Raw genomic sequence first — 25,242 nt, forward strand, 5'->3', positions numbered from 1 at the left:
GTACCCGGCGCGCTACGCCCCCGGCACCCTCGTCCCCGTCGTCACCGCGCTCTCCTGCGCCGCGCTCGCCGCCGCCACCGGGGCCCGCCCCGAACTCGCCGTCTGGCTGCTGCTGGCCCCCGTCGGCGTGCTCCTCGCGACCATCGACCGCCGCGTCCACCGGCTGCCCGACCCGCTGACCCTGCCCGCGGCCGGCGCCGTCACCGTGCTCCTGGGCGCCGCGGCGCTCCTTCCCGAGCACGGCGGATCGTGGCTGTCCGGGCTGCTCGGCGGGGCCGCGCTCGGCGGCTTCTACTTCCTGCTCTTCGTCATCAACCCGAACGGCATGGGCTTCGGCGACGTCAAGCTCGCCCTGTCGCTGGGCGTGGCCCTCGGCTGGTACGGCTGGGCCGTGCTGTTCGCCGGCGGTTTCGCCGGGTTCCTGCTCGGCGCGGCGTACGGCTTCGGGCTGATGGTCCTGCGCCGGGCCGGGCGCAGGACCGGCATCCCGTTCGGCCCGTTCATGATCACGGGCGCGCTGCTGGGCATCCTGCTCGGCGCCCTGGCCGCCTGAGGGCCACCGGCCCCGCCACGATCCGCGGTGGCCCCGGGGTATTGAGGTCGCGCGGGCCGACGCCCGGCTGACACGATCTCCGTATGACCGGTACACCCGAAGAAGAGGCAGCAGGCGCGGCGGCGGAGGCCGAACGCGCGCGGTTCGACGCCCTCGTCGCCGAGGCCGCCGCCGCACCGGTCGCCGGCTGGGACTTCTCCTGGCTCGACGGCCGGGCCACGGAACAGCGCCCCTCCTGGGGATACGCCCGCGCCATGGCGGACCGGATGGGGCGGGCCCGGGCCGCGCTCGACATCCAGACCGGCGGCGGCGAGGTCCTCGCGTCCGTGCCGAAGCTGCCGCCGCTCGTCGTCGCCACCGAGTCCTGGCCGCCGAACGTCGCCCGCGCCACCGCCCTGCTGCACCCGCGCGGCGCGGCCGTGGTCGTCGACCCGGACGAGCCGCCGCTGCCGTTCGGCGACGACGCCTTCGACCTGGTGGTCAGCCGGCATCCGGTGACCACCTGGTGGGAGGAGATCGCGCGGGTGCTCGCCCCCGGCGGCACGTACTTCTCGCAGCAGGTCGGCCCGGCCAGCGTCTTCGAGCTCGTCGAGTACTTCCTCGGCCCGCAGCCGCCGCGGGTGCGCGGCGCCCGGGACCCCGAGCAGGCCCGGGCCGCGGCCGAGGCGGCCGGGCTGGAGGTCGTCGACCTGAGGGCGGAGCGGCTGCGCACCGAGTTCTTCGACATCGGCGCCGTCGTCTACTTCCTGCGGAAGGTGATCTGGATGGTGCCGGGCTTCACCGTCGACGAGTACCGCCCGCGGCTGGCCGGGCTGCACCACCGGATCGAGACCGAGGGCCCGTTCGTCGCCCACACCACCCGTTTCCTGATCGAGGCCCGCAAGCCGGAGCGGTGAGCCGGGGCGGGAACCGGCCGCGGCCCCGGACGATCGCCGCCCCGTACCCCGCGAAGGGTGCGACCCTGGACGGTGAACGCCGGGGAAGGGGATCGTCATGAGGACGGGGAACGAGGACGGAGCACCGCGCGTCCCGCGGCAGGGGAGGGCCGACTGGCTCAGGGGCTCCCGGATCGTCGGGGTGCTCGGTGTCTTCTACCGGCCGGAGGGGCGGGTCGGGGAGCCGGAGGCCGTCGAGTTCCTGCTGGCCGACGGTCTGTCGGTGCTCCTGACCTGTGCGCCGGAGGGGGCCCTGCGGGTCGGCCCGGGCGCCTGGCCCCGGCTGCCCGACTGGTGCGTGCCGTCGGGCCAGTGGGAGTTCGCCCCCGTGACGAACCTGCCGCCGCCGCCCGACGGCGGCTGGACCGTCACCCGCACCGAGGAGCACGGCGACGAACGGGGCCGGGTGCGCGAGGCCGTCATCCGCTGCGAGGGCGGCAGCTTCGTGGTCGTCGGCGGCGACACCATGACGATCCGCTTCACCCGCGGCCACCGGGGCGCCCCGGCGACCGCCTGACCCCCGGCAACCGCACCGCCGCGCCCCACCGACTCCGCCCCCGACTCCACGTCCCCGCACGGCGGATGACCGGGATCCGGACGATGCCGGAGGATTCGGAAACGGCGGTTCCCGGGGCCGGGCCCTGTCCCATACTCGGCGCATGACCTCTGTGAGACGCGCGGCCGGGGCCGCCACCACCGCGACGGCACTCGTTCTCGTCCCCGCCCTCGCCCTCGTCGGCTGCGGCACGGAGCGGGCCGGAACCGGAGCCGGGGCCGACGGGTCCGGTACGAGCGGCGCCCCGCCCTCGGGGAACGCCCACTCCGGCGGACCGGTCGACGGCAGCGACGCCTCGAAGTACCGGGAGAACCACGCCTTCCAGTCCACCGCCGAACTGTCCCCGGCCGAACGGGCGCGGGGCGACGCCGAGGTGAAGAAGGTCGTGGCGGGCCTGTCCGGGATCGCGGAGGGCCGCAGGAGCACCGAACCCCGGGTCCGTACCGCGCTCACCGGCCTGGGCTACCCGTCCGAGTCCATATCCACCGGCACCTTCGGCACCCACCGCACCACCTTCATCCTCGACCTGGGCAGGCTCTGCGTGGTGGGGGCGCTGGACGGCGAGGTCGGCGGGCGCGTCACGGCCGAGGCGCACGGCAAGTACCTGGAGGGAACCGGCTGCGTGAAGCCGGTCGGGGGCCACTGAGGGGCCGCCGGGCGGCCCGTGGACCGTCAACCCGGTGACGCGCGCGCAACGGAGTTCAGTGAATTCGGAGAGTAATTGTGGAGTGGCGTGGCGCGCAGCATCACTTACGAAGGGTTATGGTGGAAACCCCCCCTCGGGCCGGTCCGTATCCCCCCCCACGGACCGGCCCGTTTTCTTTCGGGCCGCGGGGCCGGTCATGGACCGGTCCCGCGGAGCCCGACTCCCGTCAGCTCCGTCCGGCCCAGATGTTGGTGCCCGCGGTGTCCACGGCGAAGGTGTCGATCTCGGCCAGTTCCTCGTCGGACAGCGGGGGCCCGGCGAGCGCGGCGACGTTCTCCTCCAGCTGACCCACGCTGGAGGCGCCGATCAGGGCGGACGTCATGCGGGGGTCGCGCAGCACCCAGCACAGCGCCAGCTGGGCGAGCGACTGGCCGCGCCGCCGGGCGATGTCGTTCAGTCCGTTCAGCCGGCGCACCACCTCGTCCGAGAGCAGGCCGGGGTCCAGGGACTTGCCCTGGGTGGCGCGCGAACCCTCGGGAATGCCCGTCAGGTACTTGCCGGTGAGCAGGCCCTGGGCGAGCGGCACGAAGGAGATGCAGCCCATGCCGGCCTCCTCCAGGGTGCCGAGCAGGCCGTCGTCCTCGATCCAGCGGTTGATCATCGAGTAGGACGGCTGGTGGATCAGGGCCGGTACGCCCATCTCCCCGAGCAGCCGGGCCGCCTCGGCGGTCTGCTCCGCGTTGTACGAGGACACCCCCACGTACAGCGCCTTGCCCTGCTGGACGGCGGAGGCCAGGGCCCCCATCGTCTCCTCCAGCGGGGTCTCCGGGTCGAAGCGGTGGGAGTAGAAGATGTCGACGTAGTCCAGGCCCATCCGCTTCAGCGAGGCGTCGAGCGAGGACAGCAGGTACTTGCGGGAGCCCCATTCGCCGTACGGGCCCGGGTGCATCTCGTAACCGGCCTTGGTGGAGACGATCAGCTCGTCCCGGTACCGGGCGAAGTCCTGGTGGAAGATCTTGCCGAAGTTGAGCTCGGCGGAGCCGGGCGGCGGCCCGTAGTTGTTGGCCAGGTCGAAGTGGGTCACGCCCAGGTCGAAGGCGCGGCGCAGGATCGCCCGCTGGGAGTCCAGCGTGCGGTCGTCGCCGAAGTTGTGCCAGAGGCCGAGCGAGACGGCGGGCAGCTTGAGACCGCTGCGGCCGGTGCGGCGGTACTCCATGGAGTCGTAGCGCGAACCGGCGGCCAGGTAATGGAGAGGGGAATCAGTCACGTTTCTCTCCTTATCACGGACTTGTGACAGACCGGGTTGGGCCGGTACGCCCCCTGCGCAGTAATGTGGCGGCTTCGGGGGGCCGTCATGACGTGACATGGCGGGGCGACGGACTCTGTGTACCGGCGCGGTGACCCCGGGGGGACGACCCCGGGCACAGGGGCGGGCGGGCCCGCACGGAACCGAGAGGTGAACTCAGTGAACTTGCGCGACCTGGTGTACGGGCTCTACGCGCGCCGGGTGGAGGCCCGCCTAGACCACACCCAGGTGCCCAAGCACATCGGCGTCATCCTCGACGGCAACCGGCGCTGGGCGAAGGCGTCCGGCGGCACGGCCGCGCAGGGCCACCAGGCGGGTGCGGACAAGATCAAGGAACTCCTCGGCTGGTGCAGCGAGACGGACGTGGAAGTCGTCACGCTCTGGCTGCTGTCCACGGACAACTTCGACCGGCCCGAGTCCGAGCTGACCCCCCTCCTCAAGATCATCGAGAACACGGTGCGCGACCTCGCGGCGGACGGCCGCTGGCGGGTCCACCACGTCGGCACGCTCGACCTGCTGCCCTCCCACACCCAGACGGTGCTCAAGGAGGCCGAGCAGGCCACGATCGGGGTCGACGGGATACTGGTCAACGTCGCGGTCGGCTACGGCGGACGGCAGGAGATCGCGGACGCGGTCCGCTCGCTGCTGCTGGAGCACTCCGCCAAGGGGACGTCCTTCGAGGACCTCGCGGAGATCGTCTCCACCGACCTGATCTCCGAGCACCTCTACACCCGGGGCCAGCCCGACCCGGACCTGGTCATCCGCACCAGCGGCGAGCAGCGGCTGTCCGGCTTCATGCTCTGGCAGAGTGCGCACTCCGAGTACTACTTCTGCGAGGTCTTCTGGCCGGCCTTCCGCCGGGTCGACTTCCTGCGCGCCCTGCGCGACTACGCGGCCCGCCACCGCCGCTACGGCGGCTGAGACCGCCCCACCCCGTACCCGTACCCGCACCCGTCCCCGGCCCGCCACCGCGGCGGCTGACATCGCGTCCGCCCCGGCCCGTCCGGGGCGCGGGGGCGCGACGGTACGGACGGACACCCCGGACCACATCCCGGGCCGGGCCCCGGACCACATCCCGGATCACATGAGACCGGGGCACAACTCCCAGCTCACCCGCCCCTGGCGGCATGGCTTCGCGTGTTCGAGGGAATACCCCTGACAGGTCGACATCCGGTCAGGAACCAGGCGGATGTCGTGTCCAGATGAGCGGCATGGAGTCCGCTCGCCCGGGAGGCCCTTTGCACACGAAGGACCGTACACACCGTGCGGCCGACGCGGAGGGCCGGTGCTCGGCCCGCGCAACGGGGCCAGAGCCCGGTCCGTTCTCTCCCATTGGGATGCTCCGCGACGCCGTCGCACCCCAACCTCGTCCGAGGGGGTACGTCCTTCCGTGGTGACCAGCACAAAGCGCCGCATTCCCGACAGGCGCACCTACGTTCTCGACACCAGCGTGCTGCTGGCCGATCCGAACGCCATGGCCCGGTTCGACGAGCACGAAGTCGTGCTCCCGATCGTCGTGGTCACGGAACTGGAGGCCAAACGGCACCATCCGGAGCTCGGTTACTTCGCCCGGCAGGCCCTGCGCCTGCTGGACGACTTCCGGGTCAGGTACGGCCGGCTGGACGCCCCGATCCCGCTCGGGGATCTGGGCGGGACGCTGCGCGTCGAACTCAACCATTCCGACCCCGGCGTGCTGCCCGCCGGCTACCGGTTGGGGGACAACGACTCACGGATCCTCGCGGTCGCGCGCAACCTCCAGGCCGAGGGGTACGACGTCACGGTCGTCTCCAAGGACCTGCCGCTGCGCATCAAGGCGTCCTCGGTCGGCCTCCTCGCCGAGGAGTACCGCGCCGAACTGGCCATCACCGACTCCGGCTGGACGGGCATGTCGGAGCTCCCGCTCGGTGCCGAGCAGGTGGACCTCCTCTACGGGGAGGAGACGCTGTACGTGCCGGAGGCCGCCGAACTGCCCGTGCACACCGGCCTGGTCCTGCGGTCCGAGCGCGGCAAGGCGCTCGGCCGGGTCACCGCCGAGGGCAACGTGCGCCTGGTGCGCGGCGACCGGGAGGTCTTCGGCATCCACGGCCGCAGCGCCGAGCAGCGCATCGCGCTCGACCTGCTCCTCGACCCGGACGTCGGCATCGTGTCCCTGGGCGGCCGGGCCGGCACCGGCAAGTCGGCGCTGGCGCTCTGCGCCGGTCTCGAAGCCGTCCTGGAGCGCAGGCAGCACCAGAAGGTGATGGTCTTCCGCCCGCTGTACGCGGTCGGCGGGCAGGAGCTGGGCTACCTCCCCGGCACCGAGGCCGAGAAGATGAGCCCCTGGGCGCAGGCGGTCTTCGACACGCTCTCGGCGGTCGCCGGGCGCGAGGTGATCGAGGAGGTGCTGGGGCGCGGGATGCTGGAGATCCTGCCGCTCACCCACATCCGGGGCCGTTCGCTGCACGACGCCTTCGTGATCGTCGACGAGGCGCAGTCGCTCGAACGGAACGTCCTGCTGACCGTGTTGTCCAGGATCGGGTCGAATTCCCGAGTCGTCCTCACGCATGACGTGGCCCAGCGGGACAACCTCAGGGTCGGCCGGTACGACGGGGTCGTCGCCGTGGTCGAGAAGCTGAAGGGGCATCCGCTCTTCGCGCACGTCACGCTCACCCGCTCCGAGCGTTCGCACATCGCCGCACTGGTGACCGAAATGCTGGAGGAAGGCCAGATCTGATACGGGTTACGACAGTTGGTGCCGCCCGGCGGGCGCAGTAGCTTAGCCGGGCGGCACCGTGCTGCGGCGGTATTTTCGTAAATCACTTGCTCCGAATGAGGTGTGAGCTTTCACACGCAACGGAGAATTGCTTCCCGGCGCCCCGTTCCGGCAAAGTCTTGCTTCCGTCAGGCCCCGCATACGGCACACGAGCACCTCCGAAGGTGCCACGCACCACACAACTCAACAAACGCCGTCCGTATGCCGCCCGCGAGTACCACGCGGCACTCCTTCGCGGAGTCGCCCACCGGGCCCGTGCCTCCCGTGACCCAAGCAGTGGGGAGGCCAGCGCCAGGGGCACGATTGCGTCCGCGAGGTCACCTAAGCGGGCGATGCTGGAAGGACACCGTGTGAGCCGGATCTCGGTCCGGGGGTTCGCCGTGGCATCTGCCACTGCGGTCACCACCGTCGGCGCCGTCGTGGGCGTTGCGTCGGGCGGCACTGCCGCCGCCGATGACAACAACTTCGAGGCGACCGCAGCCGACACGACGCTTCTCGCCGACATCCCTGCGGGCGAGCAGGCCCAGGTGCAGACGGCCTCGCTGACTCAGCAGGCCGACGCGCAGGCCTCCGCGGCCGACGCCGCGGCGAAGAAGTCCGCGGAGGAATCGGCCCGCATCCAGGCCGCCAAGGACGCCAAGGCGAAGAAGCAGGCGGCCGAGGACCGGGTGGAGAAGGAGCGCCAGGAGAAGAAGGAGCGCGCCGAGCGCGCCAGCCGCTCCTCGATCCGCAGCGCCTCCTCCTTCGCCACGCAGGGCTCGTACACCGTGGCCGAGGTCCAGGCGATGGCCCGCCAGATGGTTCCCGGCGACCAGTTCCAGTGCTTCAGCAACATCGTGAACCACGAGTCCACCTGGAACTACCGGGCGACCAACCCGTCCTCCGGTGCCTACGGCCTCGTCCAGGCGCTGCCCGGTTCCAAGATGGCGTCCGCCGGTGCCGACTGGCAGACCAACCCGGCCACCCAGATCAAGTGGGGCCTCAACTACATGGACAGCCGCTACGGCAGCCCGTGCGGTGCCTGGTCCTTCTGGCAGGCCAACCACTGGTACTAGACCTGCGGACCCCTCAGAGGTTCGCGGTTCGAACGTGCAGAGCCCCCCGCCGTCCTACGGTGGGGGGCTTCGCGCGTGTACGGTCGGTCCGGGCCGCCCGGCGGGGAGCGGCGGGGGAGAAGACGGGGGAAGAGGAACGAACATGTCGAAGATTCCGGGGTGGCTCGGCCGGCTCGGGGCCGAACTGACCGAACTGGGCGACCGGTTGGAGCGGCGCCGGGCCGAGGCCGAGGAGGACGCGACCGCGCGGTCCGGCTCCGGGTCGGCCGAGGCCGCCGTGCCCGCAGAAACCGTTGTGCCCGCAGAAACCGTGTCGCCGGACGGTGCCCGGCCCGGTGCCGCGGCCGTCACCGACCACGTGCCGCCGCCCCCTTCGTACGCGCCCTCCGTGGCCGCCCGGCCCGATCCGGTCGCGGCGGTCCCCTGGGGCATGCGGGTCGCGGCCGAGGCGGGCTGGCGGCTGCTCGTCCTCGCGGGCACGCTCTGGGTGCTGATGCGGATCATCAGCGCCGTGGAGCTGGTGGTCCTGGCCTTCGTCGCCGCGCTGCTCGTCACCGCGATGCTCCAGCCGACGGTCGCCCGGCTGCGCCGGCGCGGGCTTCCGCGCGGACTGGCCACCGCGGTCACCGCGGTCCTGGGCTTCGTCGTCATCGGGCTGGTCGGCTGGTTCGTGGTCTGGCAGGTCATGGACAACCTCGACACCCTCTCCGACCGGGTGCGGGACGGCATCGACGAGTTGAAGCGCTGGCTGCTCGACAGCCCCTTCCACGTCACCGAGCAGCAGATCAACGACATCGCGAAGAACCTCAGCGACACCATCGGCACCAATACCGAACAGATCACCTCCGCCGGGCTGGAGGGCGTCACGGTGATGGTGGAGGTCCTCACCGGGATGCTGCTGGCGATGTTCTCGACGCTCTTCCTGCTGTACGACGGGAAGCGCATCTGGGAATGGGTGCTGAAGCTGGTGCCCGCCCAGGCCCGGCCGGGCGTCGCGGGCGCCGGGCCGCGCGCCTGGCGGACGCTGACCGCCTATGTGCGGGGCACCGTCATAGTGGCGTTGATCGACGCGATCTTCATCGGGCTCGGGATCTTCTTCCTCGACGTGCCGATGGCGGTGCCGCTGGCCGTCTTCATCTTCCTCTTCGCCTTCATCCCGCTGGTCGGCGCCGTGATCTCCGGGGCGCTGGCGGTGGTCGTCGCGCTGGTCACCCAGGGCGTGTTCACCGCGCTGATGGTGCTGGTCGTGGTGCTCGCCGTGCAGCAGATCGAGGGCCATGTGCTCCAGCCGTTCATCCTGGGGCGGGCGGTGCGGGTGCATCCGCTGGCCGTCGTGCTCTCCGTCGCCGCCGGCGGTCTCATCGCCGGCATCGGGGGAGCCGTGGTCGCGGTGCCGCTGGTCGCGGTCACCAACACGGTGGTCGGCTATCTGCGGACGTTCGGGCGGGAGGAGGCCCTGCGGCACGCGCCGCAGCCGCGCGGCGCGAGCGCCGTCGACGTCGCCCCGACGCCCGCGCCGGGATCGTCCGCCGGGAAGCCCGGCCGCGACGAGGACGGGGGCGGCACGGACGGGAAGCGGTGAGCGGCGGGCGGCACGCGTGATGAGCGGCGGGCGGTACGTGACGAGCGGGCCGGAGCCGTCGGAGCGCGTACGGGCCGGAGCCGTCGAAGTGCGTACGGGACCGGCCGGAGCGCGTACGGGCCGGGCGGACGCGAGAAGGGCCCCGGGGACGGTCGGTCGTCCACGGGGCCCCGCTCGTACAACAGGGTACTGCCGGCCTACTCGGCGAGCACGGCCTCGGCGTCGAGGGTCACGCCGACCGCCTGGATCACCGAGGCGATCTTGACGGCTTCCTGGATGGTCTCGCGGTCCACGCCGGCCTTGCGCAGGACCTGCTCGTGCGAGTCCAGGCACTGGCCGCAGCCGTTGATCGCGGAGACGGCGAGCGACCACAGTTCGAAGTCGATCTTCTCCACGCCGGGATTGCCGATGACGTTCATCCGCAGGCCCGCCCGGAGCGTCCCGTACTCGGGGTCCGACAGCAGGTGCCGGGTCCGGTAGAACACGTTGTTCATCGCCATGATGGCGGCGGCCGACTTCGCGGCGGCGTACGCCTCCGCGGAGAGGTTGGCCTTCGCCTCCGGCTCCAGCTCGCGCAGCACCTTCGGCGAGCGCGAGGCGATCGCGCAGGCGAGGACGGTGCCCCACAGCTGCTGCTGCGGGAGCTCGCTGTTGCCGATGACCGAGCCGAGGTTCAGCTTCAGGTCCTTGGCGAAGTCCGGGACGGCGGCCTTCAGTTCGTCGAGTGCCATGTCGCTGTCAGCTCACTCGCCCGAGAGGAGCGCGACCGGGTCGAGGGTGTTCTCGCCCTTGGTCCAGTTGCAGGGGCACAGCTCGTCGGTCTGCAGGGCGTCGAGGACCCGCAGGACCTCCTTGGGGTTACGGCCCACGGAACCGGCGGTCACCATCGTGAACTGGATCTCGTTGTTCTGGTCGACGATGAAGACGGCGCGCTGGGCGAAGCCGTCCTCGCCCTCGATGCCGAGGTCACGCATGAGCTCGTGCTTCGAGTCGGCCATCATCGGGAAGGGCAGGTCGGTCAGGTCCGGGTGGTCCTTGCGCCAGGCGTGGTGCACGAACTCGGAGTCGCCGGAGAAGCCCAGGATCTGCGCGTCACGGTCGGCGAACTCGTCGTTCAGCTTGCCGAAGGCGGCGATCTCGGTGGGGCACACGAAGGTGAAGTCCTTCGGCCACGCGAAGACGATCTTCCACTTGCCCTCGTAGGTCTTGTGGTTGATCTGCTCGAACTCCTTGCCGCTCTCCAGCGAGACGCAAGCGGTCAGGTCGAACTCGGGGAACTTGTCACCGACAGTGAGCACGCGCTCTCCTTGCAGCGTTGGAATCCCCTTTTGGGGGAGTTCCTGAGGGTTGGACGGACTCCACCTTGGCACAGGGTGCATTGATCGCGGAAATAGCTACACTTTGCTGTGATGATCGGAGGTGCCTATCAGTGGCGCAAGGGATCCCGGGCAATCGCCCCAAACAGCCCAGCCTCTCGCAGCTGCGCGCCTTCGCGGCCGTCGCCGAACATCTGCACTTCAGGGACGCGGCGGCAGCAATCGGGATGAGTCAGCCCGCGCTGTCCGGGGCCGTTTCCGCGCTGGAGGAGGCACTGGGTGTCCAGCTCATCGAGCGTACGACGCGCAAGGTGCTGCTCTCGCCGGCCGGTGAGCGGCTGGCGGTGCGGGCGCGGGCGGTGCTGGAGGCCGTCGGTGAGCTGATGGAGGAGGCCGAGGCGGTCCGGGCGCCGTTCACCGGGGTGCTCAGGCTCGGCGTGATCCCGACCGTCGCCCCGTACCTGCTGCCGACCGTGCTGCGGCTGGTCCACGAGCGCTACCCGGAACTGGACCTCCAGGTGCACGAGGAGCAGACCTCCTCACTGCTGGAGGGGCTGGCGGCGGGACGGCTGGACCTGCTGCTGCTCGCGGTGCCGCTCGGGGTGCCGGGGGTCGCCGAACTCCCGCTGTTCGACGAGGACTTCGTACTGGTGATGGAGCGGGACCACTGGCTGGGCGGGCGGGTCGACATCCCTCGCGAGGCGCTGCGCGAGCTGCCGCTGCTGCTGCTCGACGAGGGGCACTGCCTGCGCGACCAGGCCCTCGACATCTGCCGGGAGGCGGGGCGCACGGAGGGGGCACCGGTCACCACGACCGCGGCCGGGCTCTCCACCCTGGTGCAGCTGGTGGCCGGCGGACTCGGGGTGACGCTGCTGCCGCGCACCGCCGTACCGGTCGAGACCGGCCGCAACGACGCGCTGGCCACCGGATACTTCGCGGACCCCGCGCCGTCGCGACGGGTGGCCCTGGCGATGCGGACGGGGGCGGCCCGGCACGAGGAGTTCGAGGAGTTCGCGGCGGCGCTGCGGGAGGCGATGGCGGCACTGCCGGTACGGGTGACGACGGGCGACGGATGAGGACCGCGCCGGTCGGGTGGGGGCCGGTGCGGGAAGGGCGTGACGGCGCCGCGCGGTTCCCGGTGGGGCCGGGACGGCGGGCGGCCCTCGACCGCGATTCATCGACACGGTCTCGAAATGATCTTCGAGGCTTCCAGGGGCGGGCGGGCCCCCGGTGTCCTTGCGGTCCCATGCGGGCGGAGGCTCGGCCGTGATCCCGAGATCCGCGGTGGGGCATCCCGGACAGCCCGGAACGGGTGAAGTCTCAAGCCGAGTCGCCGGTGCGAACCATCCGAGATGCGGATGCTTCGAGCCGAAATCCGGGTGACGGCATGTCACTTTACGTACTGCACACGTAAGATCCGCAACTGCAACCTCGATGAGTGCGACGGGCCCCGGGAAAGCCTGCCCGGACGGCATTCGGGACGTGGGGAGAACCAGGCGTGGCGTGGGACGAATGGGAACAGCTCAAAGCCGACGCGGCGCAGCGCCACACTTCGCACATGGAGATCAACGGTCTCCGGGGCGAAGGAGGACACGCGACGCCGACCGGTACCGGGGCGGGCAGGCTTCAGCACAGAGGCGGACCGTGGACCGAGGCCGCCAGCACGGCTGATGACCTGCAGACCACCATGAGCACGTGCAGAGTGGAGCTTCGCTCCGCTCACGAGGGCATGGGCGGGGGCCTCGAAGGGCTGGCCGGCCTCGGCTCGCTGAAGGCCGTACTCAACTCCTGGGAAGAGCGCCTCAAAGCAGTCCGGGAAGAGTGCGGTTCACTCGAACCCAAGCTGCGCCGAGTGGCTGTCGACCTCGGAGAAGTGGACGTCGAGGTGGGTGCCGAGGCCAAGGCGGTGAAGGTTCCCGGCACGAGGACGGGGCAGTAGGCATGGCGTTCGGACTCACCTGGCAGCAGCTGCGCGACCTCAAGCTGTCCGAGCTGACCGATGCGGCTGAGGGGTGGGCCGTGTTGATGCGGCGTGCTGATGCCGCGCGTGAACGCGTCGACAGTGACATGAGCGGCAAGCTCGCCAGGACACAGGAAAGCGAGTCGGCGGAATCAGCTGTCAAGCGGTTGAAGCGGCTCAGCGAGAACTACCACTACATCCAGACCGAGGCAGGCCTGATCCGGGGCACGCTCGATGGCCTGGCCACCGAACTCGCCGCCCCGCAGCGTCGGCTGCGTGATGCTCTCGACGATGTGGCCTCCTTGGGCTACGAGGTCAATGTCGACGGCAGCATCGACTACCCGGCCGGTGGCAGGAACGCGATGAACGGTGATGCGGTACCAGGCGGCTCGGTGATGGGCGACAACGGTCTGATCGGCGCTGGAAACCCGGGCCTGTACCGCGACGACAACGGCATGTACGACCCCGCTCAGGGACCGGGCGCCCTGCGGTTGAGGAGCCTCAACCCCCACCGGGCCAAGGCCCAGGACGTCGCCGACCGCATTGCTCATGCCCTGCGTGAGGCCCGCGAAATCGACGAGCGATACAGTCCGGCTCTTCGGGAGCTCAAGGCCGCACCCGGCCTCACGGTCGACAGGAAGACCTGGGCGAACGTGGCGGGGGACGTCACTGCCGTGGGAAGCGCAGCCCGTGAGTATCTGGCAGATCAAGTGCTGGAGAAGTCACCGGCTGGGCGCAAGGAATGGTGGGACCGCTTGAGCGAAGAAGAGCGCCAGGAGTACATCACTTCGTTCCCCGACGTGATCGGGAACCTCGACGGCATTCCGGCTGTGGCGCGCGACGAAGCGAACCGTGCAAACCTCCCCCTGGTGATTGCCGGCCTCGAAGGTCAGAAATCCGACGGCGCACAGGACAAACTCGCAGGGCTGAAGGGTATTCAGTCCAAGTTGTCCATTGATTCACACCCGCCCATGTACCTGCTCGGGTTCGGAACGGAGGGGAAGGGGCGAGCCATCGTCAGCTACGGCAACCCCGACACCTCCAGGAACGTGTCCTCGTACGTGCCGGGACTCGGCACGGCTCTCGATGAAGAATTCGCGGACGACACCGTGCGCAGGGCCTATCAGACCGCGAAGAGTGCCCAGAAGTACGATCCGTCCAGCGCCTCCATCGTCTGGCTGGGGTACGACGCGCCGGGCGTCAAGGACGTCGCGTCGACGACCGACGCGAACAACGGCGCGCCTGCCTACAACTCGTTCATGGACGGTATTCAGGCAACCAACAAGCACGAGAACCCGCACATCACGGCGATCGGCCACTCCTACGGATCGCTCACTGTAGGCACCGCGGCCCGGCAGGACGGCGGCATTCCGGGCGCCGACGACATCGTTCTGCTCGGTAGCCCGGGCACCGGGGCCGACAGCGCCTCGGAATTGAACGTCGGAAAGGAGCACGTGTTCGTCGGTGCCGCCGACAATGATCCCGTAACGAAGCTGCCCGCCAAGAAGGATCTGCTTGGCGTGGTCGGTCCTGTTTTTGGTGCAGTCGCAGCGGGAAGCCACGACAACTGGTTCGGTGTGGACCCGGCGAGTCAGGAGTTCGGGGCCATTCGAATGGAGAGCGGCGATGGTCCACTTCCTCTGTGGCTGTCGGGCAAGGGCCCAACTCCCGCACATTCCGGTTACTTTGATCCGGAAAGAAATCCTTCAGCGGCGGACAATATCGCCATGATCGTCGCCGGACGCTCAGGTTCGATCACTACAGAGGCCCCGCGGTGAAGCGCTTATCCACTCGCATCGCCGCCCCTGCGCTCGTCATGGCTTTCGTAGCCGGCTGCGCGGGTGGTGGAAGTAATTCTCATGCTCCCCAAAGGAGTCCCGGCGTGAATATGCAGCAGGCTGCAGAGAAGGCCGACGAACTCATCGGTGACACGCTGTCCTCCGTGCGCCCTCCCCTGGAGTGGACGCACGACGAATCCGACAGCGGAATGTGCGCCGATGCCCCGGAGCTCGGCGATGTCACGCGCCGTGCTGTGGTCATGACCCAGGTTTCCGAGGGGCGCAGAGGCTCGCTTCTCGGGATCATCGAACGGGCATGGAAGAGGTCGGGCTACACAATCACCAAGGTCAACCCCGACAAGGACTTCCCTGCCGTCTACGCCGATGCCGGTGACGGTGTACTGAAGATGGGCCTGACCGTCGGGTACAAGGGCCAGTTCTTCCTGGAGGTCCAGACGGCCTGCGTGGACAGGTCGAAGGTGTCGCAGCCCTCCACTCCGGGGAGTGGTACCGACTACCGGGGGAAGGACGTGCCGACCCCCGACGTGCGCTCCGACTTCTGGTCGTCCGACACGCCGATCCCTTCGAGTTCTCCGAGCTGAAGCCGGCAGTGCCGTCGGCGATGCGCCGCGTGGTTCCCGGTGGGGGCCGGGACGGCGGGTGGCCCCGGACCCCGGATGCCCGGGAGTCCGGGGCCGCGGCGGTCGCCGGGCCGTCACTCCGTGCGCAGGCCCTCCGGGCGCATCATGCGCCACAGCGGGGGCAGCGAGACCAGGGTGACCAGCAGGATCAGTGCCCCGCCCGCGCCGGCCATCGGCAGGAACAGCCACCAGTCGGTGATCTCCTTGTCGAGCATGGAGATCAGGGTCGCGCCCAGGCCGATTCCGCCCGCGACCGCCACCGCCAGCCCGATGACCACGGGCACCGCCGTCTGCCAGAGCACCGACCAGCCCAGTGTGGAGCGCCGGGTGCCGAAGGCGACCAGGACCGACAGCAGGCGCTTGCGCTCGCGCAGCTGCTCCAGCTGGGAGACCAGCATCGAGGCCGCGATCAGCAGCAGCGTCGCCGTGCCGCCGACCTGGAGGCCGCGCTGCACGCTGGCGTACTTCCTGTCACGGGCCATCGAGGTGAGGGACGACACCCGTGCCATGGGGTCGACGCTGGCCACCGCGTTCCGTACGTGCTCCGCGGCGTCCTTCACGTTCTCGTCGATCCGGACGTGCGTCTCGGTCGTCGCGTCCGGCAGGGTGCTCGGGTCCACCGCGCCGAGGGTGGCCAGGATGCCGGAGGTCTCGTCGCCCAGCGCGGTGTTCCGGGCGGTGACCGTCCGGGCGTCGGCGGGCAGCTTCCACCGCACCGACCTCTTGAGGTCCCCCGAATCGACCATGACGTCCTCGCCCTTGCGGGCCGTTTCGTCGATCCACAGGGACATCTCCTTGTTCTTCGCGGGGTGCGAGACGAAGGTGTCGCCGTCCTTGCAGGAGTCGATCCGGGCCATCTGACGCAGGCTCGCGCAGTCGGCGACGGTCAGGCTGGTGGTCCGCTGGACCTCCGTGTCGCCCTTCGCGTCGGCGGCGTTGGTGACGTAGACGTTGATCTTGCCGATGGCCGACGTCACGCCCTTGGCGGCCCGGAGCGCCTCGACGGTCCGGGTGGCGCCGTCCCGGGTGACCTTCTCGGAGTACGAGGAGAACTGGGCCCGCGTGGCGTCCTCCTTGGTCACCTTGATGAACTCGTCGCCGATCGCGGCGGTCAGCATCTGCAGTGCCACCGCGCCCGCGATCGCGACCGTGATGCCGCTGACCGCCCGGGCAGCCGAACCGCTGCTCAGCTGGAGCCTGCGGACGGCGAGCTGCCAGGCCACCGGGCCGCCGTGCAGCCGGTTCACCAGCGCCTCGACCAGCCAGGGCAGCAGCAGTGCGAGCCCGACCAGGACCAGCACCGCCCCGCCCGCGATCGGGTACGGGTCGACCGTGCCGTACGGGTCGACCTTGCCGGTCAGGCCGAGTACCGCCAGACCGGCGAACGGCAGCGGCAGCCGCCACCAGAGCCGGCGTCCGCGGCTGCGGCCGTTGCGGATGACACCGAGCGGCTCGACGACCACCGCGCGCATCGCGGCCAGCGTCACCACCACCGCCGTCAGCGGCACCGCGACGACCACCAGGGCCGTCAGCCGGAGGTCGGGCACCAGGTCGGCCGGGAAGACGCTGACGTTCCACATCTCGATGCCGCCGATGAACTGCCGGCCCACGAGGAAGAACACCACACCCGTCACCACGCCGAGGAGCGCCCCGAACAGGGCCTCGCCCGCCGCGATCCGCCGGGTCATCCGGACGTCCGTGCCGACCAGGCGCAGCGCGGCGAGCCGGCGGTCGCGGCGGTCGCCGCCGAACCGCACCGCCGTCACGATGAAGATCGCGACCGGCACCAGCAGCACCACGCAGATCATGATGATCAGCACGATCAGGATGGGCGGCATCTCCTCGCCCAGGTTCTTGTCGCCGTACTCGGCGATCCGCTGGGCGCCGTGTCCGGCTTCGAGGGTGCCGTCGCCCGCGTAGTAGACCATGTCGTTCGGCGAGACCAGGCCCGGGGCGCCGATGGTCTCGACGATCCGGTACGGCAGCCGCTCCTTGAGGAGGGCGCCGTCCGAGGAGTCCAGCAGGTCCTTCAGCGCGGGGGAGACCACCATCTCGCCGGGGGCGGGGAAGCGGTCGACGCCCGGCGGACGTACCGGGTGCGCGCCGTCCGCCCGCATCAGCCAGCCCTCGACGACATGCCCGCGGAACTCCGTCTCGACGTCGGACAGCAGCATCGACACGTCGGACTTCGAGGCGGGCTTGCCCGTGGAGGTGTCGACGACGCTCGCGGCGCGGGCCGCGCTGCGGTCGGTGCGCTGCTGGAGCATGTGCGGCACGGAGGCCGCGGTCAGCAGCAGGGCCACCCCGAGGCCGACGCCGACGGCGGTCAGCGCGGTGCGGATCCAGCCCTCGCGGCCGCCCCCGGCACCGAAGCGCATGCCGAGGCCGAGGTCGCGCATCCAGGCCGCGAGACCGGTGGGGGCGGTGGGGCGCGGGGCGGCCGGCGGGGCCGCCGCGTTCTTCTCGTCGAGCATGGTCATCCGATGTGCTCCAGATCGCGGGTCCGCCCGTCGCGCACGGTCACGTCACGGTCGGAGTACGCGGCGACGCGGGCCTCGTGGGTCACCAGGACCACGGCGACGTTGGTGGACCGGGCGGCCTCGGTGAGCAGCTGCATCACGCGCTCGCCGTTCAGCGAGTCCAGGGCGCCGGTCGGCTCGTCCGCGAAGATCACCTTCGGGGAGGCGGACAGCGCGCGGGCCACGGCGACGCGCTGCCCCTGACCGCCGGAGACCTCGCCGGGACGCTGGGCGGCGACGTTGTCGACCTCCAGCCGCTCCAGCCAGTGCAGGGCGGTGCGCTCGGCGTCCTTGCGCTTGGCACCGGCCAGCCGGAGCGGCAGGGCGACGTTCTCCACGCAGGTCAGCTCCGGGACGAGCTGGCCGAACTGGAAGACGAAGCCGAACTCGGTACGGCGCAGCGCGCTGCGCTCGGCGTCCGACATGGCGGACAGCTCGCGGCCCGCGTACGTGATCGTGCCCCGGTCCGGGGTGACGATGCCCGCGAGGCAGTGCAGCAGGGTCGACTTGCCCGAGCCGGAGGGGCCCAGCACGGCGACGACCTCGCCGGGGTGGATGGAGAAGGACGCGCCGTCGAGGGCGGGTGTCCGGCCGTACGTCTTGTGCAGACGGTCGGCGCTGAGCAGGGAGCCGGCGGGGATCACGCGCCCACCTCCATGGCGAGTCGGTCGAGCCGGGCGGCGGTCAGTTCCAGCCAGCGCAGATCGGCTTCGAGGTGGAAGAGCGCGTGGTCGCAGATCAGCTGGTCGGCCAGATCGCCCCCGCGCTTGCGGTCGGTCAGGATGCGCATGAGGCGCAGGTGCTCGGCGCGCTGCGTGTCCAGCAGGGACTCCGCGCTGCGGCCGGTGAGCAGGGCCAGGACGACCTTGGTGTAGAGCGTCGACTGGAGGTACGGCTCGGGCTTCTCCGGCTGGGCCAGCCAGGCGCCGACATCGGTGATGCCGGCTTCGGTGATGGCGTACCGCTTGCGTTCGGGGCCGCCACCGCTCTCTATCCCGTCGACCTCGACGAGCCCGTTCTTGAGCAGCCGCGACATGGTCGAGTAGACCTGCCCGTAGTGCAGGGGGCGGTCGTGGCCGAACTTCTCGTCGAACGCGCGCTTGAGGTCGTAGCCGTGGCGTGGGCCGGACTCCAGGAGCCCGAGCAGGGTGTGGCCGATAGACATGTGGAGCACTGTACATGGTGTGTATACCTCGGGTGTATACGCGGGGTGGGGTACGGGAACGGGCGCGGGGAGAGTCCCTCCCCGCGCCCGCGTCTTGCCGGAATGATTTGTTCCGCCCCGAGGCCGCCGCTCGGGCCCGGTTCTGCTTCTGGTCCTGCTTTCCCGCGCCCGTTCCCGTACCCGCGCCCGTTCGCGTACCGGTGTCCGTGCCCGGTCCTCAGGCGTCGTGCGGTCCTCGGCCCTCGTCCGGCTCCGGCCGGTTCTTCGGCGGGCGTCCGCGGCGCGGGATCGGCCGGGCCGTCCCCGGCAGCCGGCCCGCCTCCGACAGCGCGCGGCGCAGCAGGAACTCGATCTGGGCGTTCGCGCTGCGCAGCTCGTCGGAGGCCCAGCGGGCCAGGGCGTCGTGCACCGCGGGATCCAGCCGCAGCAGCATCTGCTTGCGCTGCGGCTGTTTCCTGCGCTCCGGGCTCTGTTCGGTCACTGGTAGAGCGTGCCCGTATTGAGCACCGGCTGCGCCGCGCGGTCACCGCACAGCACCACCATCAGATTGCTGACCATGGCGGCCTTCCGCTCCGAATCGAGCTCGACGATGTCCTGCTCGGCGATCCGGGTCAGCGCCATCTCGACCATGCCGACCGCGCCCTCGACGATCTGCTGCCGGGCCGCGACCACCGCTCCGGCCTGCTGGCGCTGGAGCATCGCGGAGGCGATCTCGGGGGCGTACGCGAGGTGGCTGAAGCGCGATTCGATGATCCGGACGCCGGCCGCCTGCACCCGGGCGGTCAGCTCCACGGCCAGCTTCTCGGTGATCTCCTCGGCGTTGCCGCGCAGCGAGAGGCCGCCCTCGTCGTGGGCGTCGTAGGGGTACTCGATCGCGATGTGCCGGACGGCCGCCTCGGTCTGGGTGGCGACGAACTCCAGGAAGTCGTCGACCTCGAAGAGGGCCTGCGCGGTGTCCTCGACCTTCCAGACGACGATCGCGGCCAGCTCGATCGGGTTGCCGTAGGCGTCGTTGACCTTCAGGACCGCGGTCTCGTGGTTGCGGACCCGGGTGGAGATCTTCCGGCTGCTGGTGAGCGGGTTGATCCAGCGCAGCCCGTCCGTGCGGATCGTGCCGACGTACCGGCCGAAGAGCTGGATCACCCGGGCCTCGCCCGGTGCGACCATCTTCACACCCGTCATGCAGAAGAACGAGGCGATGACGAGCAGGACCCCGAAGATGCAGACCGGGACGCCCACGCCGTTGTTCCCGTTCGAGCCGACGACGCCGCCGATGACGGCCAGGCCGATGCCGGCGATCACCCCGAGCACGGTCAGCAGCAGGCCGAGGCCGCCGGGGATGCTGTGCGCCGTCACCTCTCTCACCTGGGGCTCGGGCATCTGCGGGGCGTCGGGCGCGATTTCGGCGGGCAGGGTGGTTACATCGCGCGGATTGCTGTGGTCGGTCATGGAATCCCCCGTTTCGTACGGCTGGCTCGTGCTAGCAATGTGATTACACATTAACGGTCTTCGCAACCCTGGGCACCTCTCGTGAGTCGGTTCCCTAGAGAACGGGTGCTGATTGTCACGTCCGGGAAAGACCGCATCGCTTGCTTTTTGTCCTCGCCGACGGTGTTAGCTGGCTGGGCCGAGTGATCCGGTCCAGCAGAGAAACAGGAGCAACACAGCGATGGGTCGAGCTGATGCGCGACGAGCCCAGCGGCGCGGAGCGCGGCGGGCCCCCAAGAGCGGCGGCGGCATACGCAGACTCTTCACCTGGAAGAAGATGCTGGGCACCTTCTTCGGGCTCTGCCTGCTGCTCATGGGCGCCTTCATCGCGCTCTACATGTACGTGGACATCCCGAAGGCCAACGCCCTGGCCGAGCGGCAGAGCAACGTCTACCAGTACAGCGACGGTTCCCTGCTGACCCGGACCGGTGACGGCGTCAACCGCCAGATCGTGGATCTCGCGGAGGTCCCCGAGAAGGTGCAGCACACCTTCGTCGCCGCCGAGAACAAGACGTTCTACGACGACGAGGGCATCGACCTGAAGGGCACCACCCGCGGCATCCTCAACACGCTCAGCGGCAAGGGCAAGCAGGGCGGCTCGACCATCACCCAGCAGTACGTGAAGAACTACTACCTGACGCAGGACCCGACGATCAGCCGGAAGCTCAAGGAGCTGGTGATCTCCCTCAAGGTCGACAGCAAGAAGAGCAAGAACTACATCCTCGCCGGGTACATCAACACCGCGTACTACGGCCGCGGCGCGAGCGGCATCCAGGCCGCCGCGCAGGCCTACTACGGGGTCGACGCCAAGGACCTCACCGTCTCCCAGGGCGCCTACCTGGCCTCCGTGCTCCAGGCCCCCAGCCAGTACGACTGGCAGACCGCGTCGGAGACCGGCAGGAAGCTGGTCAAGGACCGCTGGGCCTACACGCTGGACAACATGGTCGAGATGAAATGGCTCGACCAGGCCGAGCGCGACAAGCTGAAGTTCCCGGTCCCGCAGAAGGCCAAGCCCGCCAAGGGCATGGAGGGCCAGACCGGATACCTCGTCGAGGCGGCCAACAAGGAACTGGACAAGCAGGGCGTCACCGCGGAGATGCGGCAGGCCGGCGGCTGGACCTTCACGCTCAACATCGACAAGAAGCGGCAGAAGCAGCTGGAGGCGTCGGTCGACCGCCAGCTGGAGTCCAAGCTGGACCGCGAGGGCAACAAGGTCGACGCGACCGTCCAGGCCGGTGCCACCTCCGTGAACCCGAAGACCGGCGCCGTCGTCGCGATGTACGGCGGCGTGGACTACGTGAAGCACTACTACTCCAACGCCACGCGCCAGGACTACCAGCCCGCCTCGACCTTCAAGCCGCTGGTGTTCGCCTCGGCGCTGGAGAACGGGTCCAAGACCCAGAACGGCGACCTGATCGGCGTCAACACCCGCTACGACGGCACCAGCAAGCGGCCCGTCGTGGGCAGCGACACCCCGTTCGCCCCGCAGAACGAGGACGACCGCAGCTACGGCGACGTCACCGTGCAGAAGGCGATGAACGCCTCCATCAACTCGGCCTTCGCGCAGATGGTCGTCGACGTCGGCCCGGCCGAGGTGAAGAAGACCGCGCTCGCGCTCGGCGTTCCCGACAAGAACTTCCCCGAGCGCCCCGCCATCACGCTGGGCACGATGAACGCCTCGACCTGGGACATGGCGGGCGCGTACGCCACGCTCGACAACCATGGCAAGAAGGTCACCCCGTTCATCGTGAAGTCCGCCGAGCACCGCGAGCGGACGGTCGAGCCGGTCGAGGGCATCGGCAGCCAGGTCATCAGCCGCAAGTCCGCCGACACCGTCACCTCCGTCCTCCAGGGCGTCGTGAAGAACGGCTCCGGCAGCAAGGCGGCCAGCATGTCCTACGAGGCGGCGGGCAAGACGGGAACGTCGGAGAACAACAAGTCGGCCTGGTTCGCCGCCTACACCCCGGACCTGACCACGGTCGTCGCGCTCTTCGGCGAATCGCCCAAGGAGGGCGGCGGCCAGGTCAGCCTGACCGGCACCGCCAACTCCGGCCGGGCCAACGGTGGCGGCTTCCCGGCGGAGATCTGGGCGGACTACACGCTCGGCGCGCTGAACGGCACCCACGCCACGTTCGACCTGGAGGACGTCGAGCAGGGCGAGACCAGCCTGCCGCCGGCCTCGCAGAGCCCCTCGCAGTCGCCGAGCACCGACCCGTCGACCACGCAGTCGCCCTCCACGCCGGCCCAGAGCCCGAGCGACACGGCCAGCCAGTCGCCGAGTCAGTCGCCCGAGGTGCCGCCGAGCCAGTCGCCCGAGGTGCCGCCGCCGAGCCAGTCCCCGGAGCCGCCGACCGGGGGACTCCCCGGCAAACCGGGCGACGGCGACGAGAACGGCGTCGCCGACAACGCCCCCCGGCAGTGAGGGGCTGAAGCACAGGGGTCAGGGGCGGTGCCGGTCGGCACCGCCCCTGACCCGTTCCCGCGGGTACGCCGGCCTCAGAGCCTGTCGGGTGACCTCTGACCGGGCGGTCACGCCCTGGCACGCGCTCCCCCAAGGCCTTAAGGGCCAGGGGGACCCCCTCCCGGCGTTGCCGAAATGTCCTGGTAGCTCCTTCCCCAAGCTCTTGATGAGCAGGGGAGGCCCCATTCGAGAACATCCCGGCGCCTTGGAATCGCAGGCACCAGGCCGCGTCCGCTACCCGATCGAAGATCACCCGACAGGCTCTCAGCCGCCGTTGACCTTCTTGGCGATCCGGTCGCCGAGGTCCTTGTCCACGTTGCGCCAGTACTGCAGCGCCCGCTCCAGGACCGGCGCGCTCACCCCGTCCAGCAGATGGCCGGAGACATTGCCCACCATCCGCTCCCGCGCGGCGTCGTCCAGCACCTTGCGCACCAGCGTGCCCGCCTGGCCCCAGTCGTCGTCCTCGCTGTGCAGCTTGTACGCCTCGTGGACCATCTCGCCCGCCGTCGCCCAGCCCGCCGGGTCGCCGAAGCTCGCGGTGTCCGCGGCCGGGCCGCCGTAGGAGTTCGGCGCGTAGACCGCTCCCGTACGGCTCGGCTCGTACCGCATCGGACCGTCCTTCGCGTACGAGTTCCGGCCGAAGCGCGGGCGGTTCGGGGGCAGCTGCGCGTAGTTCGGACCGATCCGGTACCGGTGGGTGTCCGGGTACGAGAACAGCCGGCCGAGCAGCATCTTGTCGGGCGAGGGCCCGATGCCGGGCACCAGGTTCGACGGCTCGAAGGACGCCTGCTCGATGTGGACGAAGAAGTCCTCCGGATTCTCGTCGAGCGTCATCCGGCCGACCTCGATCTCCGGGTAGTCGGCGTGCGGCCACACCTTCGTCAGGTCGAACGGGTTGAACCGGTAGTCCGGCGCGTCCTCGAACGGCATGACCTGGACGTACAGCGTCCAGCTCGGGTGGTCGCCGCGCCCGATCGCCTCGAACAGGTCGCGGCGGTGGACGTCGCCGTCCACACCGGCCATCCGGTCGGCCTCGTCCTGGGTGTAGAAGTCGATGCCCTGGTCGGTCTTGAAGCGGTACTTCACCCAGAACCGCTCGCCGCCCGCGTTGACCCACATGTAGGTGTGCGAGCTGTAGCCGTTCATGTGCCGGTACGTCTTCGGGATGCCCCGGTCGCCCATCAGCCACGTCACCATGTGCGCGGACTCGGGGGACAGGGTCCAGAAGTCCCACTGCATGTCGTGGTCGCGCACCGCGCTGTCCGGGCGGCGCTTCTGCGAACGGATGAAGTCCTGGAACTTCATCGGGTCGCGGACGAAGAAGACCGGCGTGTTGTTGCCGACCATGTCGTAGTTGCCCTGCTCGGTGTAGAACTTCAGGGCGAATCCGCGGGGGTCGCGCCAGGTGTCGGGGGAGCCCTGTTCGCCGGCGACCGTGGAGAAGCGGGCGAGCATCGCGGTCTGCTTGCCCGGCTGGAAGAGATCGGCCTTGGTGAACTGACTGATGTCGTTGGTCACCCTGAAGGTGCCGTAGGCCCCCGACCCCTTCGCGTGGACCACCCGTTCCGGCACCCGTTCGCGGTTGAACTGGGCCATCTTCTCGATGAGGTAGTGGTCCTGGAGCAGGATCGGTCCGTCGGCCCCGACGGTGAGCGAGTGTTCGTCGCTCTCCACCGGGATTCCGGCGTTGTTCGTGGTGTAGGGGGTGTTCCGGGTTTTCGATTCCTCGGACACGAGCGTCCTCCCGTCGGTGGGGGGTTTCGGTCAGGTCGCCTCGTTCACGACTGAGTCAAACCCGCCGACAGGAGGTCGGCAACATTTCGTCACGGTCCGTACGGGGCTCTTCCCCGCGCCCCGTACGGTCCCGTCGTCCGGCGCCCTACTGGACCCGGGTCGGCATCTCGAACCAGACCACCTTGCCGGTCGAGAGCCGGGTCGCTCCCCACCGTCTGGCCAGCCGGTTCACCAGGAAGAGGCCGCGACCGCCCTCGTCCATGTCCCGCGCCCGGCGCTGCCGGGGCAGCTGCGGGGCGTCGTCGCCGACCTCGCAGCGCAGGATGTCGGTGCGCAGCAACCGCAGCGAAACCGGTCGCTCCGCGTAACGGACGGCGTTGGTGACCACCTCGCTGACCAGGAGCTCCACCGAGTCGGAGAGGTCGTCCAGACCCCACCGGCTGAGCGCCCGCCGGGCCAGCCTGCGGGCCCGGCCCGGGGCGGTCTCCTCCGGCTCCAGGTGCCAGTAGGCGACGTCGCTCGGCGCGATCCCGTCGAACCGGGCGGCGAGCAGCGCGATGTCGTCGTCCCGGTCACCGGGGCCGAGCATGTCCAGGACGTCGTCGCACAGCGCCTCCAGCGGCGGCGAGTGGTCCGGGCCGGTGAGCCGGGCGGTGGCGGCGAGCCGTTCGCGCAGCATCTCGATGCCGGTCCACACGTCCCGCAGCCGGGACTCCACCAGGCCGTCGGTGTACAGCAGCAGCGTGGCGCCCGCGGGCGCGTCCAGCTCGACCGCCTCGAAGTCCACCCCGCCGA

Annotated in this window: 23 protein-coding genes; 13 read left to right on the forward strand and 10 right to left on the reverse strand. The window is 70.2% G+C overall.

Annotated elements, in window-relative coordinates; translation table 11 throughout:
- The 4 genes from EAO76_RS29505 to EAO76_RS29520 form a co-directional block, all read left to right on the forward strand.
- Positions 1 to 553: A24 family peptidase (locus tag EAO76_RS29505; RefSeq protein ID WP_148840374.1), on the forward strand; the 553-nt coding region annotated here is incomplete at its 5' end.
- 83 nt (positions 554 to 636) lie between these two features.
- Positions 637 to 1,449 carry a class I SAM-dependent methyltransferase gene (locus EAO76_RS29510; RefSeq protein WP_148838950.1) on the forward strand — a complete coding sequence of 271 codons (813 nt, stop codon included), beginning with the start codon at positions 637 to 639 and terminating at the stop codon, positions 1,447 to 1,449.
- A gap of 97 nt (positions 1,450 to 1,546) precedes the next feature.
- Positions 1,547 to 2,005 (forward strand): hypothetical protein, encoded by a 459-nt coding sequence (locus EAO76_RS29515; protein WP_148838951.1) that lies wholly within the window; start codon positions 1,547 to 1,549, stop codon positions 2,003 to 2,005.
- Between the two features lie 142 nt (positions 2,006 to 2,147).
- Positions 2,148 to 2,690 carry a hypothetical protein gene (locus EAO76_RS29520; protein WP_148838952.1) on the forward strand — a complete coding sequence of 181 codons (543 nt, stop codon included), beginning with the start codon at positions 2,148 to 2,150 and terminating at the stop codon, positions 2,688 to 2,690.
- 226 nt (positions 2,691 to 2,916) lie between these two features.
- Here the strand turns inward: EAO76_RS29520 and mgrA are convergent, their stop codons facing one another.
- Positions 2,917 to 3,957, reverse strand: a complete 1,041-nt coding sequence (gene mgrA, locus EAO76_RS29525; protein ID WP_148838953.1) for an L-glyceraldehyde 3-phosphate reductase — start codon at positions 3,955 to 3,957, stop codon at positions 2,917 to 2,919.
- Positions 3,958 to 4,155: 198 nt separating this feature from the next.
- On the opposite strand from mgrA, the gene EAO76_RS29530 reads away from it, so the two are divergent.
- From EAO76_RS29530 to EAO76_RS29550, 4 genes are all read left to right on the forward strand, one after another.
- Entirely contained in the window at positions 4,156 to 4,917 is a 762-nt protein-coding gene (locus tag EAO76_RS29530) for an isoprenyl transferase (protein ID WP_148840375.1), read from the forward strand.
- A 469-nt stretch (positions 4,918 to 5,386) separates the two neighbouring features.
- On the forward strand, positions 5,387 to 6,709 hold the full coding sequence (locus tag EAO76_RS29540; protein WP_148838954.1) for a PhoH family protein: 1,323 nt from the start codon (positions 5,387 to 5,389) through the stop codon (positions 6,707 to 6,709).
- Between the two features lie 389 nt (positions 6,710 to 7,098).
- Complete coding sequence (locus EAO76_RS29545) at positions 7,099 to 7,803, forward strand: transglycosylase SLT domain-containing protein (protein WP_148838955.1); 705 nt, start codon at positions 7,099 to 7,101, stop codon at positions 7,801 to 7,803.
- Between the two features lie 142 nt (positions 7,804 to 7,945).
- Positions 7,946 to 9,385: an AI-2E family transporter gene (locus tag EAO76_RS29550; RefSeq protein ID WP_148838956.1), complete on the forward strand. Its 1,440-nt coding sequence runs from the start codon at positions 7,946 to 7,948 to the stop codon at positions 9,383 to 9,385.
- Between the two features lie 197 nt (positions 9,386 to 9,582).
- On the opposite strand, the gene EAO76_RS29555 is transcribed toward EAO76_RS29550, so the two are convergent.
- The gene (locus tag EAO76_RS29555; RefSeq protein ID WP_148838957.1) at positions 9,583 to 10,116 is read right to left on the reverse strand and encodes an alkyl hydroperoxide reductase; all 534 of its coding nucleotides are present in this window, start codon (positions 10,114 to 10,116) and stop codon (positions 9,583 to 9,585) included.
- A gap of 12 nt (positions 10,117 to 10,128) precedes the next feature.
- A complete protein-coding gene (locus tag EAO76_RS29560) occupies positions 10,129 to 10,683 on the reverse strand; it encodes a peroxiredoxin (RefSeq protein ID WP_031083404.1) in 555 nt (184 codons plus the stop codon).
- A gap of 131 nt (positions 10,684 to 10,814) precedes the next feature.
- On the opposite strand from EAO76_RS29560, the gene EAO76_RS29565 reads away from it, so the two are divergent.
- From EAO76_RS29565 to EAO76_RS29580, 4 genes are all read left to right on the forward strand, one after another.
- Complete coding sequence (locus EAO76_RS29565; protein WP_148838958.1) at positions 10,815 to 11,777, forward strand: hydrogen peroxide-inducible genes activator; 963 nt, start codon at positions 10,815 to 10,817, stop codon at positions 11,775 to 11,777.
- Positions 11,778 to 12,199: 422 nt separating this feature from the next.
- A complete protein-coding gene (locus EAO76_RS29570; RefSeq protein ID WP_148838959.1) occupies positions 12,200 to 12,640 on the forward strand; it encodes an amino acid ABC transporter permease in 441 nt (146 codons plus the stop codon).
- Between the two features lie 2 nt (positions 12,641 to 12,642).
- Positions 12,643 to 14,439, forward strand: a complete 1,797-nt coding sequence (locus EAO76_RS29575; protein ID WP_148838960.1) for an alpha/beta hydrolase — start codon at positions 12,643 to 12,645, stop codon at positions 14,437 to 14,439.
- Between the two features lie 110 nt (positions 14,440 to 14,549).
- A complete protein-coding gene (locus EAO76_RS29580) occupies positions 14,550 to 15,041 on the forward strand; it encodes a hypothetical protein (protein ID WP_262376001.1) in 492 nt (163 codons plus the stop codon).
- Between the two features lie 113 nt (positions 15,042 to 15,154).
- Here EAO76_RS29580 and EAO76_RS29585 read toward each other — a convergent pair whose 3' ends face one another.
- The 5 genes from EAO76_RS29585 to EAO76_RS29605 all read right to left on the reverse strand — a co-directional run bounded on the left by EAO76_RS29585 (position 15,155) and on the right by EAO76_RS29605 (position 20,213).
- Positions 15,155 to 17,560: an FtsX-like permease family protein gene (locus EAO76_RS29585; RefSeq protein WP_148838962.1), complete on the reverse strand. Its 2,406-nt coding sequence runs from the start codon at positions 17,558 to 17,560 to the stop codon at positions 15,155 to 15,157.
- Entirely contained in the window at positions 17,557 to 18,243 is a 687-nt protein-coding gene (locus EAO76_RS29590; protein WP_148838963.1) for an ABC transporter ATP-binding protein, read from the reverse strand. Before EAO76_RS29590 ends, EAO76_RS29585 begins: the two co-directional genes overlap by 4 nt.
- The gene (locus tag EAO76_RS29595) at positions 18,240 to 18,764 is read right to left on the reverse strand and encodes a PadR family transcriptional regulator (RefSeq protein ID WP_148838964.1); all 525 of its coding nucleotides are present in this window, start codon (positions 18,762 to 18,764) and stop codon (positions 18,240 to 18,242) included. The genes EAO76_RS29590 and EAO76_RS29595 overlap by 4 nt, the downstream gene beginning before the upstream one ends.
- A 217-nt stretch (positions 18,765 to 18,981) precedes the next feature.
- Positions 18,982 to 19,245: a hypothetical protein gene (locus tag EAO76_RS29600; RefSeq protein ID WP_148838965.1), complete on the reverse strand. Its 264-nt coding sequence runs from the start codon at positions 19,243 to 19,245 to the stop codon at positions 18,982 to 18,984.
- Positions 19,242 to 20,213, reverse strand: a complete 972-nt coding sequence (locus tag EAO76_RS29605) for an SPFH domain-containing protein (protein WP_148838966.1) — start codon at positions 20,211 to 20,213, stop codon at positions 19,242 to 19,244. Before EAO76_RS29605 ends, EAO76_RS29600 begins: the two co-directional genes overlap by 4 nt.
- 220 nt (positions 20,214 to 20,433) lie before the next feature.
- Between EAO76_RS29605 and EAO76_RS29610 the strand changes: the two genes are divergently transcribed.
- Positions 20,434 to 22,674, forward strand: coding sequence for a transglycosylase domain-containing protein (locus tag EAO76_RS29610; protein WP_148838967.1), 2,241 nt, complete (start codon positions 20,434 to 20,436; stop codon positions 22,672 to 22,674).
- A gap of 303 nt (positions 22,675 to 22,977) precedes the next feature.
- Here EAO76_RS29610 and EAO76_RS29615 read toward each other — a convergent pair whose 3' ends face one another.
- On the reverse strand, positions 22,978 to 24,447 hold the full coding sequence (locus EAO76_RS29615; protein WP_148838968.1) for a catalase: 1,470 nt from the start codon (positions 24,445 to 24,447) through the stop codon (positions 22,978 to 22,980).
- 145 nt (positions 24,448 to 24,592) lie between these two features.
- On the reverse strand, positions 24,593 to 25,242 hold a 650-nt coding region (locus tag EAO76_RS29620; protein ID WP_148840376.1), incomplete at its 5' end, for a SpoIIE family protein phosphatase.

It is taken from the genome of Streptomyces sp. sk2.1, from assembly GCF_008120935.1.
Classification (GTDB): Bacteria; Actinomycetota; Actinomycetes; order Streptomycetales; family Streptomycetaceae; genus Streptomyces.